This window comes from Mesorhizobium erdmanii USDA 3471 (assembly GCF_000472705.1).
GTDB classification, from domain to species: domain Bacteria; phylum Pseudomonadota; class Alphaproteobacteria; order Rhizobiales; family Rhizobiaceae; genus Mesorhizobium; species Mesorhizobium erdmanii.
In genome coordinates this window covers 35342-50728 of record NZ_AXAE01000026.1, presented here as the reverse complement: position 1 = coordinate 50728, position 15387 = coordinate 35342, and the positions used below count along the sequence as shown (strand labels likewise).

The window sequence follows — 15387 nt, the reverse complement described above, 5'->3', positions numbered from 1 at the left end:
CGCCGATCGCGCCCTGCCTTTCGGTGAAGTCGGATCGGCTCAGAATGGCGAGTCCGGGAAATAGTATTCCTTGGCGTTGGCCTGGGTGATCAGCGGCGCGTTGAGCTTGACGGTGCCACGGACGGGGGCCTGGCCGACCAGGTTCGCGACGGTCATGTAGATGGCCGTCTTGATCATCGATGGCGGGTACGGGGTCTCGACCGGCGTCATCGCGTCGCCATCGATCACCTTCTTGACGATGTCTTTCATGCCGTTGCCACCGAGCGCCAGCTTGATGTCGGTCCGGCCAGATTGCTTTACGGCCTCGAGCACGCCGAGCAGCATGTCGTCGTCATTGGCCCAGACCGCATCGATGTGCGGATACTTGGCCAGGTAGTCCTGCATCAGCTTGAACGCCTCGTCGCTGTTCCAGTGGGCATATTGAATGTCCAGCACCTTGAGGCCAGTGCCCTTGATGGTGTCCTGGAAGCCTTTGATGCGTTCGTCATCGATGACAGTCGGAATGCCGCGCAGCACGACGAGATCGCCCTTGCCACCCAGCTTGTCGATCATGAACTTCGCGGTATTGGCGCCCACGGCGATGTTGTCGCCGGCGAGATAGAGGTCCTGGATCGAGGAATCGGTCAGGCCCCGGTCAACGACGGTGATGAAGGTCCCCGCGTCCTTGATGGCCTTGACCGGCTGGGTAAGTTCCTCCGAACTGTACGGCAGGATGACCAAGGCATCCGGTTTGCGGCTGGCGGACAGATCCTCGAGCGCGCTCACCTGCTCAGCGGCCGATGGTGACGTTTTGACGACCACCTCCAAGCCCGGGAAAGCCGCATTGATTTCCTTGGCAGCCTGCTGGGCGTGGTAGACGACGCCCGCGGTCCAGCCGTGGTCGGCGGCCGGTATCGACACCGCGATGACCTTCTTGTCTTGTGCCATGGCCTGTCCGGCCAGGAGCAGCGAGCCGAGAGCGGCCGCCGCGATCCATTTTCTACTGAACATAGTCTTCTCCCATTGGACCTACAAAAAACCTGGCTCCCGCGTGGTCCGGACGCGGGGCTATTTCGAATTCGAAAACCGCTGGATGAGCATGGCGATGATGATGATGACGCCCTGAACGGCGGCGACGAGGTACTCGGAAACGAAGTCCGAGAGCACCATCAGGTTGGCGATCAGCTCCAGGATGACCGCGCCCGCGACCGTTCCCCAAACATGGCCCTTGCCGCCGCGCAATGCGGTGCCGCCGATCACCACGGCGGTGATGACCTGCAATTCCCAGAGCTGACCGGTGGTCGGCGTGGCCGCGCCCAGGCGCGGCACGTAACAGATCGCGGCGATCGCCACGCAAGCGCCCTGGACGACGTAGGCGATGGTGCGGGTCTTGACGACGGAGATGCCGGAATAGCGGGCGACATCCTCATTGGCCCCTACAGCCGCGCATTTACGCCCGTATTTCATCTTGTAGAGGATGAAGGATGCGACGGCGGCGACGGCGATGGATATCAGGATCGGGATCGGAATGCCGGCGACCGTACCGAAATAGACAGGCCGGTAGGCGTCGCGCAGCGATCGGTCGATCGGTATCGTGCCGCCGTTGGTCAGATAGGTAATCAGTGCCCGGAAAATTCCCATCGTACCGAGCGTCGCGATGAACGGCTCGATCCGGCCGACGGTGACGATCAGGCCGTTGGCGAGCCCACAGAGCAGCCCGACCACGATCGCAACGAGCATTCCTGCGGGAATGGCCCAGAGACCGGCATGCGGTGCCACCGCGTTCATGAACATGATGGTGATGCCGGTGACGAAAGCGGCCATCGAGCCGACGGAAAGATCGAGCCCTCCCGACGAGATGACGAACGTCGCGCCGACCGCGATGATCGCGATGAAGGCGCTGCGGGTGATCACGTTGGCAAGGTTGGTAGCCGAGAGGAAATCCGGATTGATCAGAAAGCCCGCCACGAGCAGGGCAGCCAATGCCAGGAAAGGTCCGACGTCGGTCCAGGTGAGATTCAAATCGCTGATCCGGCGCGTCGTCGGGGATCCGGTCATGACAGCCATTCTGTTCCTCCCTTGGCCTTTGGCCCCGGCTTCGGACCGCTGGTTGCCAGCAGCGCGACGTTGCTTTCAGTCATTTCGGCTCCGCTGACTTCGCCAGTGACGTGCCCTTCGCGCATCACCAGGATGCGATCGCACAGGCCGATCAGTTCCTGCATCTCGGACGAGATGACGATGCAGGCCTTCCCTCTGGCGACCAGGCCGTGGATGAAGGCGTAGATCTGCGCTTTGTTGGCGATGTCGATGCCGCGTGTCGGCTCATCGATGATGACCACCGACGGGTTGGTCAGAAGGACCTTGGCCAGCAGGAGTTTCTGCTGGTTGCCGCCAGAGAGCTGGGCCGCCTTCGCGCCCGGGCTTTTCACCCTGATGTCGTAGGCCTCGACGGCTTTCTCCAAGGCGTCCATTTCGCGGCCGCGGCTCATTGAAAGGCCGGGATGGAACACATCCAGCGCGGATAGCGTCAGGTTGGCCGCCAGGCGCTCCTGCAGCAGCAGACCCTTGCCCTTGCGATCCTCGGTCAGGTAGCCGATGCCGGCGTCGATCGCTGCGCGCTGTGAATGAAAGTGAACCGGCTTGCCCTCGAGTTCGACCGTCGCGGTTGCCGGACGCAGGCCGACGATACCCTCGAACAGCTCGGTGCGGCCGGCGCCGACCATCCCGGCAAAGCCGAGGATTTCGCCCTTGTGGAGGGTGAACGATACGTCCTCGGCATAGCCGGGAACGGTGGCGTTGCTGACGCTCAGCATCGGGATATCGGATGATGCCCCGGTCCTTTCGGGATAGAGCGCGGCCAGCTCGCGGCCAACCATGAGGCGCGCCATGTCCATCTGGTTGAGCATCCTGCCGGGATAGGTGCCGACCATCTTGCCGTCGCGCAGCACGGTCACCTTGTCGGCGACCCTTTGCACCTCGTCCAGCCGGTGGCTGATATAAAGCACGGCGGTGCCGTGGGCCTTGAGTTGCAGCACAATCTCCAACAGCCGCTCGACCTCTCCTCCGGTCAGCACGGCGGTCGGCTCGTCGAAGATCACGACCTTGTAGTCGTCGAGCAGCGCGCGGGCGATCTGCACCATTTGCCGATCGGCCAGGGAAATGTCGCGAACCAGCGCGGTCGGCGATACGAAACAGCCGATCTGCGCCAGCTTCTCGGCCGCCAGCCGCCGCATGGTACGGTCGTCAACGACCGGCCCACGCAAAAGCTCGCGCCCGAGAAACAGATTGTCTGCTACCGTTAGTCCGTCGGCGAGCAGGATCTCCTGGTGCACCAGCGCAATGCCGGCATCCTGTGCCTGGCTCGGTTTGGTGAATTTCACCGGGTGGCCCGCCATCGACAAGGTGCCGCCTGTCGGCTCGACATAGCCGGACAGCAGCCGCATCAACGTCGACTTGCCGGCCCCGTTCTCGCCGATGATGGCGTGGATCTCACTCGGCAGGATATCGAGCATGACATCCGACAGCACCGTCACCGGACCGTACTGCTTCGACAGGCGTTCGGCACGCAGCACCGGTTCAACGGCGCCCGTCACGTCGCCACAAGGCAACGTGCTTCCTCCCTCTCCGGCGATATTGACGGCAATGGACATCGGTTCCGGCCTCAATCAAACGCCGGAAGCAAGCGATCGCGCGAATGCTCGATGTGGACGCGCATCGCCTCTTGGGCGGCGCCTGGATCGGCCGAGCCGAACGCGGCAAGGATCGCCTCGTGTTCGTCGAGCGCTTCCTCGGTCACGCGGGAATGGTACATAAGGCGGAAGATATGGAAGTGGGTGTGCTGGTGGCTCAACGTCTGCCGAATGAGTTCGTTTTCGGAAAACTCCATGATCTTGTCGTGGAAGATCGCGTCCTGCCGGGCGAAATTCGAATAGCGCAGGCGATCGTCCTTGCCTTCGCGGCGTGACATCACGCCCGCCGCTGCCAGCAAAGTGTTGAGCTTCGCTTCGTCCATGGCAGCGGCGGCTTTCGCCGCCGCATGCGGCTCGAGCAGAAGCCGCATCTCGTACAATTCGTCGAAACGGCGCCGCGTGATTTGCGGTGCCGCGCGGTAACCGATGAGATGCGTCTTCAGCACCAGGCCTTCGCCCTCTAGGCGGCCGAGCGCCTCACGGATGGGCGTGTGCGAGACGTCGAGTTCCTTGACCAGATTATCGACTGTGATGCGTGAACCCGGCGCGATCTTCAGCGCCATCAGCTGCGCGAAGATCGCCTCGTAGACATTCTCGGCCAAGCTGTTGGAACGCTGGATGCGACCGCCCGCGGCGGACATCTCGGCAGTATCGGGTGAGTTCGCGGTCTGCATCTTTTTGCCTCTTGACAGTGAGGATGGCTAACACGATGCTCCAACGGATACAATCCTATATCCTATACGATTTTAAAGCGGATGCATTTTTGAAGCCTAACGCGCCTTCCCTTCCCAGTTCAGCCGTCGTCAAAGGACGCAGACCATCATGAGCCTCTTCGCCGCCCTTCGGCTGCCACGTGAAATCCTGTTCGGAAAGGGGCAGCGCCATGTGCTGCCGACTGTCGCCTGCAAGTTCGGCCGGCGCGCGCTGGTCTGTACCGACGAGCGATTCGCCGGCACGGCGGTGTTCGCGGAGATCGTCAAATCGCTGCGGGACGCCTCGATCGAGGTGCTGGTGCATGACCGCGTCCTTCCCGACGTGCCGCGTGACACCGTCGGCGTCTGCGTCGAGGAGGCCGAGAGTTTCAGGCCGGAGATGGTGATCGGCATCGGCGGTGGCAGCTGCCTCGATTTCGCCAAATGCGCCACCTTGCTGCTTAGTCACGGCGGCAGGCTCCAGGACTACTACGGTGAGTTCAAGGTGCCCGGCCCGACGCTGCCGCTGATCGCCGTGCCGACCACCGCGGGCACCGGCTCCGAAGTGACGCCGGTCGCGGTGATCTCCGATCCGGACCGCACGCTCAAGGTCGGCATTTCAAGCCCGTATCTGATCGCCGCGGTTGCCTTGTGCGATCCGGACCTGACGATGACCTGTCCGCCCGGGCTGACCGCGATCGCCGGCGCCGACGCATTGACACACGCAATCGAGGCTTTCACCGCCATGCGGCGCGGCGAGGACCCCGAACTGCCGCAAAAGCACGTGTTCATCGGCAAGACCGCGCTCACCGATCATTTCGCGCTGCTGGCCATCAAGCTGCTGGGGCGCAGTCTGCAGAAAGCCTGCACGGACGGCACCGATGCCGATGCGCGAGCCGATGTGATGATGGGCGCACTGGCGGCGGGTTGCGCATTCGGCACCGCCGGAACGGCGGCGGCGCATGCCGTGCAGTATCCGGCCGGCGCGCTGACGCACACCGCGCACGGCTTGGGCGTGGCAACCATGATGCCCTACGTCATGACCTACAACAGGTGTGCGGCCGCCGTTGAAATGGCCGAGATCGGCCGCGCGCTCGGGCTCTCCGCCAATGGGCGCAGCGAAGACGAGCAAGCCGGCGCCGCCATCGAAGAGATCAGGCGGCTGTTCGCGGCGATCGGCATCACTTCGACATTGGCGGATCTCGGCCTGCCCACCGACAAACTCGACTGGACCGCCGAGCAGGCGCTCGGAATCGAACGCCTCATCAAGAACAATCCGCGCCCATTCGATCTCGCCGCCATGCGACGCCTGGTCCAGGCGGCACACGACGGCGATCTCGCGGCCTGCGCCAATTGAACAAACGGAACAAGATGATGAACCTTGCCCAGCAAATCGATCAGGATGGATATGACATGTGCCGGTTTTCGCACGGGCTTTACATCGACGGCACGTGGCGCCCCGCTTCCGATGGCCGGCTTATCGATGTGGTCGATCCGTCCTCCGGGGCCGTGATCGCGGCGGTTCCCGATGCGACGATCGACGATGCCACGGCTGCTGTCGAGGCCGCAGCCAGGGCGGCCAAGGGATGGCGGGAGACGGCGCCGCGCAAGCGCTCGGAAATCCTTCGGCGCTGTTTCGAACTCATGGTCGAACGATCCGAAACGCTCGCCATGCTGATCTCGCTGGAGAACGGCAAAGCGTTGCGGGACGCGCGTGGCGAGGTGGCGTATGCGGCGGAGTTTTTTCGGTGGAACGCCGAGGAGGCGGTCCGCATCACCGGCGAATTCGGCACGGCGCCATCCGGCAGCAACCGGATCGTGGTCGACTATGAGCCGATCGGCATCTGCGTGCTGATCACGCCCTGGAATTTTCCCGCCGCGATGGCGACCCGCAAGATTGCTCCCGCACTGGCTGCAGGCTGCACGGTCATCCTGAAACCAGCCAGCGAAACGCCGCTGACGGCCTACGCCCTGGCTGCGCTTTACAGCGAGGCCGGGATACCGCCCGGCGTCGTCAACGTTCTCACCACGACCAGCCCTGGTCCGCTGACATCGGCCATGCTGGCCGATCCGCGTGTCAGGAAGCTCTCCTTCACCGGCTCGACTGGAGTGGGCCGAACCTTGCTCGGCGAAGCGGCCAGGCATGTCATCTCCTGTTCGATGGAACTCGGTGGCAATGCGCCCTTCGTCGTCTTCGACGATGCCGATCTCGATGCGGCGCTCGACGGTGCGATGATCGCCAAGATGCGCAATGCCGGAGAAGCCTGCACCGCCGCCAACCGTATCTATGTCCAGTCAGGCATCCATGAACGGTTTGCCGAAGGGCTTCGCAAACGCATGGCAGCGCTCAAGGTCGGTGCGGGCATCGACGCCGATACCGAGTGCGGCCCCATGATCACAAGAAAGGCAGTGGACAAGATCGACCGTCTCGTCAAAGACGCGGTGGCGCGAGGAGCCAACGTGCTTTGCGGCGGATCGATCCCGGACGGGGAAGGCTTTTTCTATCCGCCGACCGTACTGTCGCAGGTATCGCCCGAAGCCGACATGGCGCATGAGGAGATCTTCGGGCCGGTGGCCCCCATCACCATGTTCGAAACCGAGGAGCAGGCCATTGCCTATGCCAATGACACGGAATATGGGCTTGCAGCCTATATCTATACGCGCGACGTGGGACGTGGAATGCGTGTCGCGTCGGGTATCGAGGCCGGCATGATAGGCCTCAACCGCGGGCTGATGTCCGACCCTGCGGCGCCCTTCGGTGGCGTCAAGCAAAGCGGCCTTGGCCGCGAAGGCGGCCAGCACCACGGCATCGCTGAATTCATGGAGGCGAAATACATCGCCGTCACCTTCTGACCGGGCTCCCATGCAGAAAGACCCCTTCCGCACCCGCGACCACGTTGCTGATTTCGATGACATCGTGGCCGATATCGCGGCGCGCAGCGCCGCCACAAGGGCGACGCTGCCCATGGTGGGCGATCTCGCCTATGGCGAACACCCTGCCGAGAAGCTCGACCTGTTCTTTCCGCCGGGCCGGGGCGGCAATCTTCCGGTTCATATCTTCATCCATGGCGGCTATTGGCGCATGTTCTCCAAGAGCGACTATTCCTACGTCGCGGATACCGTGACCAAGGCCGGCGCGATCGCGGTGATCGTCGACTATGCGCTGATGCCCGAGGTCAGGATGGCGGCGATCGTGGAACAGATCCGGCGCGCCAAACAATGGGTGCTGGACAACATCGCCAGCCATGGCGGCGACCCTGGCCGCATAAGTCTCAGCGGCCATTCCGCCGGCGCGCATCTGGCCACCTTCCTGTTCGAAGAAACGCCAGCACCGTCACATGTCCATGCAGCGCTGCTGCTGGGAGGCCTCTACGATCTGAAGCCGCTGCAGACGTCCTTCCTCGAGCCTTTGATAGGCATCACCGACGAGGAGGTGGCTAACTTTTCGCCGATGGCCCGCTCGCAAGACCCCCTGACAGCCGTGACTATCCTTGTCGGAGCCCAGGAAACGCCCGCCTTCCACCTGCAGGCCGCCGCGTTCGCAATGCACTTGCGGGAGCAGAGCACGAAGGTGCGCGACGTCTGCCTGGAAGATCGAAATCATATGAACAGCGTTCGGGATCTCGGCATCAGTGGAACACAGGCATGTGGCTGCCTTGTTGAGCTTGTCGGAACGGCTGACGGCTAAAGCAATTCCAGGAACGGTGTGCATCTGTTTTCGCGGGAGAAGCGCATAACGCTTCCCCTTGGGAATTGCGGGCTCGGCTCTGCCATCAGCGCCCGGCACCGCGACCAAAAGATCCGGCTTCCCTTGCCAGCACCAGCCCGGCATCGTCGGCGACATAGCCGACATAGCGATAGTCGCGGATGAAACTGATCCGCCCCTCGCGCCACTCCAGCCACATGAAATGGCTCGGCTTGGTCGCGGCCCGGTCCTCGAACACCGCGATCACCTCGCGGCCCTCGACCCAGGCCGGCCGCAGCCACAAGCCTTCGCTCTTGGCATAGATCGTGAAGAACATCCCGACATCGGCGGCGCCCGAGCGCGGCGGATGCATGGACTGCTGCAACCTGACGTCATCTGCAAGCAGCGCCCGCAAGCCGTCCCAGTCGTGCTGGTTGAAGAGGGCGATGTAGCGCACCACGGCGGCCGACGCGATGCGTGCATTAGGAAGCGGATCGGCCTCGGCATTGATCCGCCGGAGCCGCGCGCGGCCACGCGCCAGATGCGCCTTCACCGCATCGACCGAGATGCCGAGAAGGGTGGCGATCCCGGCCAGCGGCTCGTCAAGCACATCCTTCAGGATGATGACGCTGCGCTGGTTGACCGGAAGCTCCGCGAAACGCGACACCGCCGTTTCGATCGCCTCTTTGCGCATCAGCGTCTCCACCGGGCCGGCTTTGCTGTCGTCGGCAATTTCAAGCGCGGCCTCGATCGGTTCGGCGGCGCGGACAGCGCGGCTGCGCAACAGGTCGAGCGCCCGATTGTGGGCGATGCGGAACAGCCAGGGCCTGAGTTGCGGCACCTCGCACAGTTCGTCCAGCGCGACGAAGGCCCGCGCAAACGTGTCCTGCACGACATCCTCGCCGTCGATCACCGAGCCCATCAGCCGCGCGCAATAGCGGTGCAGCTCCGGCCGCAGGGCGGCGGCAAGGGCAAGCAGCCCTTCCCGTCGGTCGCGTTCCACGGCAGGTCCTCCGTCGCTCAAGCAGCCAGGCCCTCCATGATCGTTACCCCCGCGTCGCCATTGAGGCCGAAGACGACCCCTTCCGCATAATTGGGGTCTTCCAGCACCGAAACCACCCTGTCGCCGAACGCCCGGGGCGGCATCGGCGCGCCGAAGCGGGTGACGAACTGTTCCGGCGAGATGCCCATGGAGGCTGCATAGGCACCGGCGCCGGCGTCTCCGACCCCGGTTCCGAGGATCATCTGCCGTGGCACGATAGCCTGGAAGCGGATGCCGAGATCCTTCTCCTGCGCGACGCCATTGGCGTATTTGGCCATGAACCACAGCATGCGCTTGGCGCCGGCATAACCGCCCGACATCTGCGAGCCGGCGACGGCGGCACCGCTCGACCCGACCAGTACCCGGCTGCCGGGCTTCAGCGGCAGGTTCAGCGCCGCCTGCAGCCAGTAGAGCCCGGCCTTGACGTCGGTTTCCCAGGTAGTGGAGAAATCCTCCCACTTCAACTGGTCCAGCCGCCCCGTCCGCGGCGTCGCACCGGCATTCAGCACCACGATGTCAGGCCGCACCTCGCCAAGAATGCGATAGGCCGCATCCTCCTCCGTCACATCGGCACGGATGGTGGCAACCCCAAGCCGCCCCCCAACCGCCGCCAGCGCCTCGGCGCCACGCGCAACGACGGTCACCGAGGCGCCCTGCGCGACCAGCGCTTCGACCACGCCGAGGCCCAACCCCCGGCTGCCGCCGGTGACCACGATTTTCTTGTCCTTGAGGCTCATTTGACGCTGCTCCAGTGTTGAACTGTAGCTAAGACGTTTGAGGGGCGGAGAAAGAGTCAGGGGCGCGGGGTAGCGGCCGTCCGCGTGTGACCGCTAGCTAAAAGGCCGGTAGCGGACGGGCGGCTATATGCAATACGTGCGTTGAAGGAGATTGCCACCGGCAGTCCTCTTCCCAACCCATATGGCCAACAGGACAGAATCTCGCTCAGGGTGCTGGACCGAAAACTCTCGCCGGAAACGCCCTCTCCATCACATCCAGGAAAGCGCGAACCTTTGCACCGATAAGACGTCGCGAGCTTTGGAGCGCCCAGATTTCCACAGATGGACCGGCATGAGTTCCCCAGCAAACGATGCGGCCAGCCTCGATATCGCCTGCGACAAGAAGTTTCGGAAGCAAAGCTGCGCCCGCACCCGCCAGAACCGCATCGCGCACCATCAGCAAGGAAGAGAAGCGCAGGATCGGCTCGGGCTTGAAAAGGACTTCGCCCTCGAGATCGGATTTCATCTGCCAGACAACGTTCGGCGAAGTTGCGCTAAGCAAAACCGCCTTTACGGGCCTCGGTCCACCATCCGGCGCCGCCTGTGGACGCGGCATGTCCGGCAAGGCAACGATCAGGCGCTCGTCAATGAGAAAACGGCGGCCGATGAGACGTTCATCCGGTGAAGGATCGATCCGGATAACAAGGTCGTAGCCATCCTCGACCGGATCGACCTTGCGGTCCTCGGCAACAATCTCAAGCTTCACCTCCGGATAGGCGAGCGCAAAACGGGTCCCGATCCTGGGAAGCGCCACATGCGCGAATACCATGGGAGCGCTCACCCGCAGCCTGCCTCTCGGGGTGGACGCACCCAAGACAATCGCCTCCCCCGCTTCCGCAATTTCCGACAGCAAGCCATCAGTGCGCTCGTGCAGCGCTCGCCCTTCGTCTGTCAGTCGCAGACTCTGGGATCCACGCTCGATCAGCCTCACACCAAGGCTGTGTTCCAGTTCGCTCACATGGCGAGACAATGTCGCCTTGGATCTTCCGGACATTCGACCAGCCCGGCCGAAACCGCCATGGGCGGCAACGAGGTTGAAGTCGGCCAGGGCTTCGAGATTCATGAAGATGTTCCAAAATTGAGACGAGCTATCTCGATCATGCCATCTCCCGCTCACTGTTGGAACGTATATTTTCCTCGGAGACAGAACAGAAACCACAAGGAGTTTTCACAATGGCTATTTTGGTAACCGGCAGCACCGGGACGATCGGCTCCCAGGTCTTGGCTCACCTGCAGGGGCGCGACGTAGAGGTTCGGGCCCTGACTCGCTCACCTGAGACGGCTCGGCTTCCCGCTGGCGTGACGGCGGTCCGCGGTGACCTCGCTGATCCGGATTCGGTCCGCGCGGCACTGCAAGGCATCAGCACCCTGTTTCTGCTCGCGCCAAACGTCGCCGACGAATTGACCCAGGCGATGCTGACCCTGACGGTCGCCCGCGAGGCCGGCATCAAGGGCATCGTCTATCTCTCGGTATTCGGCGGCGATGCCTACGCCGACGTGCCGCATTTTGCGGGCAAGTACACGGTCGAGCGGATGATCGAGGCGCTCGACCTGCCCGCGACGATCCTGCGCCCCGCCTACTTCATTCAGAACGATCTTCGTCAAAAGGACGCTTTGCTGAATGCCGGCATCTATGGCTCGCCGATCGGCCAGAAAGGCGTCTCGATGGTCGATATCCGCGACATCGGCGAGGCCGCGGCAATCGAACTGGTTCGCCGTGAACAGGCAGCGACGCCACTGAGCCGCGAGACCTATGCCCTGGTTGGTCCCGACAGCCTGACCGGCGAAGGTATCGCCGCCATCTGGAGCGAAGCACTCGGCCGCGCGATCCGTCATGGCGGCGACGATCTCATCGTCATGGAGCAGCGCACCAAGGCCGTGCTGCCCGCCTGGCTTGCGCTCGACCTGCGCCTGATGTTCGGCCGCTATCAGACGGAAGGCGCGGTGGCGACCGCTGACGACATCGCCCGACTGACCACGCTTCTCGGCCGCGCCCCTCGCTCCTATGCCGCTTTTGCCTGGGATGCCGCGACCCAGTGGGCGAAGGGCTGAGCCACACCTCACCAACAAAGGAGACCTGCCATGACGACGATCCATTCCCTCTCGCCCGAAGACGCTCCAGCCGTGGCCGCGATGCGAGAGGCCGCCTCGGCCCACAAGGGCGAAAAGCTGGGCCCCGAGGCGCGGCCGATGTTCGACGCCATGTTTGCCGCTACACCCGCTGCGGCGAATGTGCGGGTTGAACCCGCGACAGTCGGGGGTATTGCCGGCTTCTGGCTTCGGCTGCCGAACCCACGGCCGGGCGCACGCATATTATATCTTCATGGTGGCGGCTATGTGCTCGGCTCAGCCGAGGCACTCACCAACTTCGCGGGCCAGTTCGCCGCACGCGTCGGCGCCGATACGTTCGTCCCGGAATACCGGCTTGCGCCCGAGCACCCTTTTCCAGCCGCGATCGATGATGCGCTCGCCGCTTATCGCGGTCTCGTCGCGGACGGTTGCGAACGGATCGTGGTTGTCGGCGACTCTGCCGGCGGCGGTTTGACGCTGGCGTTGCTGTCGGCTCTCGCGACCGACGAGACGAAGGAAACCGCGCAGCCGGTCGGGGCGGCGGTGATGTCGCCCTGGACCGACCTTGCACTCACCGGCAACAGCTTCGAGACCAGGGCCGAGGCGGACCCGATCTTCACGCGCGGCGTACTCCAGGCCTTCGCGGACCTGTATCTCCAAGGCCAGGATGCCACGAACTCCAAGGCCTCGCCGCTCTACGCACAGCTCCGCGACCTGGCGCCGATCCGGATCGATGTCGGGGACGACGAATTGCTGCTCGCGGACTCAATCCGCTACGCCGACCGGGCGAGGGCTGCAGGCGTGGACGTCACGCTGTCGATTTGGGAGGGCATGCCGCATGTCTTCCAGTCTTCCCTCGGCCGCTTTCGCGCGGCCGAGCAGTCGGTGGATGCCATCGGTGCCTTCCTCCGCCATCGGCTAGCCGATGTTTCCCCGTCCAACAGCACACCTTCGGAGGTTTGAAATGAAAATTCTGGTATTGGGCGCCACGGGCGCAACCGGCCGGCTAATCGTCGCTAAGGCCATCGCGGAAGGACACCACGTCGTAGCCCTCGTCCGCTCCAAGGCAAAGGCCGCCGCAGACCTTACCGGCGTCGAGCTCGTCGAGGGCGATGCCCGCGATGCCGCCGCGCTAACCAGGGCCATCGCCGGTTGTGATGCCGTCGTCAGTTCATTGGGCACCGCCATGAGCCCGTTTCGCGAGGTGACCCTGCTCTCGACAGCAACGCGCGCGCTGGTCGGCATCATGGAGCGGCAGAACATCCGGCGTCTGGTGTGCATCACTGGCCTCGGCGCCGGCGACAGCCGCGGCCATGGCGGCTTCTTCTTCGACCGACTGGTCCTGCCGCTGCTGCTGCGGAAGGTGTATGAAGACAAGAACCGCCAGGAAGATGCAATCCGGGGCAGCACGCTCGACTGGACCATCGTTCGGCCGACCGTGCTCAACGACAAGCCAGCGCGCGGTCGCATTAAGGCGTTGACCGACCTTTCTGGCGTACATGGCGGGACGATCGCGCGAGCCGACGTCGCGGATTTCGTGGTTCAGCAACTCACGGCGGATACGTGGCTGCGCAAAACGCCGCTGATCACCTGGTGAAACCATCATGCGACCACCAGGCCGAGCCCGACGAGAAGGCGGTGATTGCCATGGCTGATCTGGCCACCGTCGCCGGCGACCAGGTTCCAGACCTGCGCCATGATGGCGTGTAGGAAGACGAAGAACAGCCCTGCTGTCCCTGGTGCCGGTCATAGTGCTAATCCTGCTCAGCGCGCATCGTCGATGCGGCTGGCGAGACGTTGAAGGCGAAAAAAGCAGGGACCATGCGCACAGTCATCGTTGCCGGCCATGTCAACCACGACCAGGTCTGGCCGCTGTCCTCGCCGCTCGCTTCGGGCGCCCGCATCACCTATCTGGATCGCCGCGTCAGGCTCGGCGGCGGCGGCTTCCACACCGCCACCCAGCTGGCGAAGCTGGGTAGCAATGTCCGGCTGATAAGCAATCTGATGGACGATCACCATGGCCGGGCGGCGCTCGCCGCGCTGCAGGCGAGCGGCGTCGATACAGGCTATGTCACCCTGTGGCCCGGCGAAACCCGGTTCACCGAAATCCTGCTCGAGCCGAGCGGCGAGCGCACCATCCTGAATGCCGGCGGCCAGCCGCGACCGCCCTTCGTCGCGCCTGAGCCCGTCAGCGGCGATGCCGCCTATCTCAACGCCCTCACGCTCGATGACGGCCTCGTTGCCTCGCTGCGGACGATCCCGCTGGTCATTTCGCAGTTTCCGCTGCGCACCGCCTCGCCGCGCCCGGCCGACATCGTCATCGGGTCGCGCGCCGATTTTCCCGGCGAGGACACGCAAGGGATCTGGCAGCGGGCGTCACACATTGCCGGACCTCGCCTGAAGACCCTGGTGCTGACCGACGCAACGCGACCGATCTCGCTCTACGACGGCAAGGCGCTCGATCACGTCACGCCGCTGAGACAGGTGTCCGCGCCCGACACGATCGGCGCCGGCGACTGCTTTGCCGGGACCTTCCTGCACGGCCTGCTCCAGGGTCTCAGCCTCGAACTCTGCGCCGAACAGGCCAGCCAGCGAACCGCCGAATGGCTGTCGGAACGAGCCCGCACCGCCTGAGGTAGACGCTCAAGAGCAATTCCAGGAAAAGTGCGCACGGTTTCCGTTCGGAGTTTCGTCAGAACAAAGAGTTGGAGCGGTTCAGCAGGGCCGGCTTTCACGGAAATGCCCGGTCGGGAGGCCTCAGGCTCCCGGACCGAAACGGTGTGGGCGCCGGACAAATCTAAACATCGAGCGCGACCGTCATCCCGCGCGCTTCGGCCATTTCCAGCAGCAGGTCCTGCAGGGTTTCGACGGTCAGTGCCGCACCGGTCATCTCAAGCAGTTCGTTGATGGTCTCGCTCATGGAAATGACCGCGACTCCGGTTTTCTCGGAAAGCAGTCGTCCGATGGCCGCGCGGATCAAGGTATTCTGGTCAGGCATGATTCCCCCTTCATGCTGGATGACGGAATAGTTTTCTTTTATGGTAGGCTTTTACCGCAACTTCTGCGAGCTTTAGCCTACGCTTGCAAGTCGTCTTGGCATGTCCGATCTCTATTATTTGTCTGACAGTTGCTCAGCGACGACAGTGACGGGAGCGCCCAGAGCTCGCCGTGCGCCTCCATGACCGCAATCAGGGCCAACGGTACTTCGTGCCGACTGAGCCCGATCAGGATCTTGTCCTGCACAATTGTCGGCAATTCCGTGGATGTGTCGAAGATGGAATAGGTGCCTGTCGGCTCGAGCAGGATCTCAAAACTGTGCAATGCAAACCTCTCCACCCCCCGAAAGCCTCTAACGCACGCGTCCATCGGAGGTTGCATGGGGGTGGAAGTTTTTTTGCAGAGGTAAACTGGCGGACCGCAGTTGCACGCGGGCGATGCCCTTGGAGACATCGTT

Annotated in this window: 15 protein-coding genes; 7 read left to right on the top strand and 8 right to left on the bottom strand. The window is 63.5% G+C overall.

Annotated features, from left to right (window positions below):
- Positions 1-39: 39 nt before the first annotated feature.
- From A3AU_RS0121425 to A3AU_RS0121410, 4 genes are read right to left on the bottom strand one after another with little or no spacing between them, the layout of a single operon-like run.
- Positions 40-990 carry a substrate-binding domain-containing protein gene (locus A3AU_RS0121425; RefSeq protein ID WP_032917852.1) on the bottom strand — a complete coding sequence of 317 codons (951 nt, stop codon included), beginning with the start codon at positions 988-990 and terminating at the stop codon, positions 40-42.
- A gap of 57 nt (positions 991-1047) precedes the next feature.
- Positions 1048-2046, bottom strand: a complete 999-nt coding sequence (locus tag A3AU_RS0121420) for an ABC transporter permease (protein WP_032917851.1) — start codon at positions 2044-2046, stop codon at positions 1048-1050.
- Positions 2034-3629, bottom strand: a complete 1596-nt coding sequence (locus A3AU_RS0121415) for a sugar ABC transporter ATP-binding protein (RefSeq protein WP_027054688.1) — start codon at positions 3627-3629, stop codon at positions 2034-2036. Before A3AU_RS0121415 ends, A3AU_RS0121420 begins: the two co-directional genes overlap by 13 nt.
- Before the next feature lie 11 nt (positions 3630-3640).
- Complete coding sequence (locus A3AU_RS0121410) at positions 3641-4342, bottom strand: GntR family transcriptional regulator (protein ID WP_051355430.1); 702 nt, start codon at positions 4340-4342, stop codon at positions 3641-3643.
- 148 nt (positions 4343-4490) lie between these two features.
- Here A3AU_RS0121410 and A3AU_RS0121405 point away from each other — a divergent pair, with 148 nt between their 5' ends.
- Genes A3AU_RS0121405 through A3AU_RS0121395 form a run of 3 tightly spaced genes read left to right on the top strand, consistent with a single transcriptional unit; the run spans position 4491 to position 8048 of the window.
- Positions 4491-5717: an iron-containing alcohol dehydrogenase gene (locus tag A3AU_RS0121405; protein ID WP_027054686.1), complete on the top strand. Its 1227-nt coding sequence runs from the start codon at positions 4491-4493 to the stop codon at positions 5715-5717.
- Between the two features lie 17 nt (positions 5718-5734).
- Entirely contained in the window at positions 5735-7213 is a 1479-nt protein-coding gene (locus tag A3AU_RS0121400; protein ID WP_027054685.1) for an NAD-dependent succinate-semialdehyde dehydrogenase, read from the top strand.
- Between the two features lie 10 nt (positions 7214-7223).
- Positions 7224-8048: an alpha/beta hydrolase gene (locus tag A3AU_RS0121395; RefSeq protein WP_027054684.1), complete on the top strand. Its 825-nt coding sequence runs from the start codon at positions 7224-7226 to the stop codon at positions 8046-8048.
- Positions 8049-8133: 85 nt separating this feature from the next.
- Here the strand turns inward: A3AU_RS0121395 and A3AU_RS0121390 are convergent, their stop codons facing one another.
- The 3 genes from A3AU_RS0121390 to A3AU_RS0121380 form a co-directional block, all read right to left on the bottom strand.
- Entirely contained in the window at positions 8134-9069 is a 936-nt protein-coding gene (locus A3AU_RS0121390; RefSeq protein ID WP_027054683.1) for a sigma-70 family RNA polymerase sigma factor, read from the bottom strand.
- A complete protein-coding gene (locus A3AU_RS0121385; protein WP_027054682.1) occupies positions 9066-9824 on the bottom strand; it encodes an SDR family NAD(P)-dependent oxidoreductase in 759 nt (252 codons plus the stop codon). Before A3AU_RS0121385 ends, A3AU_RS0121390 begins: the two co-directional genes overlap by 4 nt.
- A 205-nt stretch (positions 9825-10029) precedes the next feature.
- Entirely contained in the window at positions 10030-10926 is an 897-nt protein-coding gene (locus A3AU_RS0121380; RefSeq protein WP_027054681.1) for a LysR family transcriptional regulator, read from the bottom strand.
- A 110-nt stretch (positions 10927-11036) separates the two neighbouring features.
- On the opposite strand from A3AU_RS0121380, the gene A3AU_RS0121375 reads away from it, so the two are divergent.
- The 4 genes from A3AU_RS0121375 to A3AU_RS0121355 all read left to right on the top strand — a co-directional run bounded on the left by A3AU_RS0121375 (position 11037) and on the right by A3AU_RS0121355 (position 14567).
- Positions 11037-11915, top strand: a complete 879-nt coding sequence (locus A3AU_RS0121375; protein ID WP_027054680.1) for an NmrA/HSCARG family protein — start codon at positions 11037-11039, stop codon at positions 11913-11915.
- Between the two features lie 30 nt (positions 11916-11945).
- On the top strand, positions 11946-12896 hold the full coding sequence (locus A3AU_RS0121370) for an alpha/beta hydrolase (RefSeq protein ID WP_027054679.1): 951 nt from the start codon (positions 11946-11948) through the stop codon (positions 12894-12896).
- Position 12897: 1 nt separating this feature from the next.
- Positions 12898-13530: an NAD(P)-dependent oxidoreductase gene (locus tag A3AU_RS0121365; RefSeq protein WP_027054678.1), complete on the top strand. Its 633-nt coding sequence runs from the start codon at positions 12898-12900 to the stop codon at positions 13528-13530.
- Positions 13531-13754: 224 nt separating this feature from the next.
- Positions 13755-14567 (top strand): PfkB family carbohydrate kinase, encoded by an 813-nt coding sequence (locus A3AU_RS0121355; RefSeq protein ID WP_032917849.1) that lies wholly within the window; start codon positions 13755-13757, stop codon positions 14565-14567.
- A gap of 163 nt (positions 14568-14730) precedes the next feature.
- Here A3AU_RS0121355 and A3AU_RS0121350 read toward each other — a convergent pair whose 3' ends face one another.
- Positions 14731-14931, bottom strand: a complete 201-nt coding sequence (locus tag A3AU_RS0121350; RefSeq protein WP_027054676.1) for a hypothetical protein — start codon at positions 14929-14931, stop codon at positions 14731-14733.
- Positions 14932-15387: the final 456 nt, after the last annotated feature.

Bases quoted from the DNA above. Each gene is read 5' to 3' on its own strand.
- A3AU_RS0121425 (WP_032917852.1), bottom strand. From the start codon at position 990: ATGTTCAGTAGAAAATGGATCGCGGCGGCCGCTCTCGGCTCGCTGCTC.
- A3AU_RS0121420 (WP_032917851.1), bottom strand. From the start codon at position 2,046: ATGGCTGTCATGACCGGATCCCCGACGACGCGCCGGATCAGCGATTTG.
- A3AU_RS0121415 (WP_027054688.1), bottom strand. From the start codon at position 3,629: ATGTCCATTGCCGTCAATATCGCCGGAGAGGGAGGAAGCACGTTGCCT.
- A3AU_RS0121410 (WP_051355430.1), bottom strand. From the start codon at position 4,342: ATGCAGACCGCGAACTCACCCGATACTGCCGAGATGTCCGCCGCGGGC.
- A3AU_RS0121405 (WP_027054686.1), top strand. From the start codon at position 4,491: ATGAGCCTCTTCGCCGCCCTTCGGCTGCCACGTGAAATCCTGTTCGGA.
- A3AU_RS0121400 (WP_027054685.1), top strand. From the start codon at position 5,735: ATGAACCTTGCCCAGCAAATCGATCAGGATGGATATGACATGTGCCGG.
- A3AU_RS0121395 (WP_027054684.1), top strand. From the start codon at position 7,224: ATGCAGAAAGACCCCTTCCGCACCCGCGACCACGTTGCTGATTTCGAT.
- A3AU_RS0121385 (WP_027054682.1), bottom strand. From the start codon at position 9,824: ATGAGCCTCAAGGACAAGAAAATCGTGGTCACCGGCGGCAGCCGGGGG.
- A3AU_RS0121380 (WP_027054681.1), bottom strand. From the start codon at position 10,926: ATGAATCTCGAAGCCCTGGCCGACTTCAACCTCGTTGCCGCCCATGGC.
- A3AU_RS0121375 (WP_027054680.1), top strand. From the start codon at position 11,037: ATGGCTATTTTGGTAACCGGCAGCACCGGGACGATCGGCTCCCAGGTC.
- A3AU_RS0121370 (WP_027054679.1), top strand. From the start codon at position 11,946: ATGACGACGATCCATTCCCTCTCGCCCGAAGACGCTCCAGCCGTGGCC.
- A3AU_RS0121365 (WP_027054678.1), top strand. From the start codon at position 12,898: ATGAAAATTCTGGTATTGGGCGCCACGGGCGCAACCGGCCGGCTAATC.
- A3AU_RS0121355 (WP_032917849.1), top strand. From the start codon at position 13,755: ATGCGCACAGTCATCGTTGCCGGCCATGTCAACCACGACCAGGTCTGG.
- A3AU_RS0121350 (WP_027054676.1), bottom strand. From the start codon at position 14,931: ATGCCTGACCAGAATACCTTGATCCGCGCGGCCATCGGACGACTGCTT.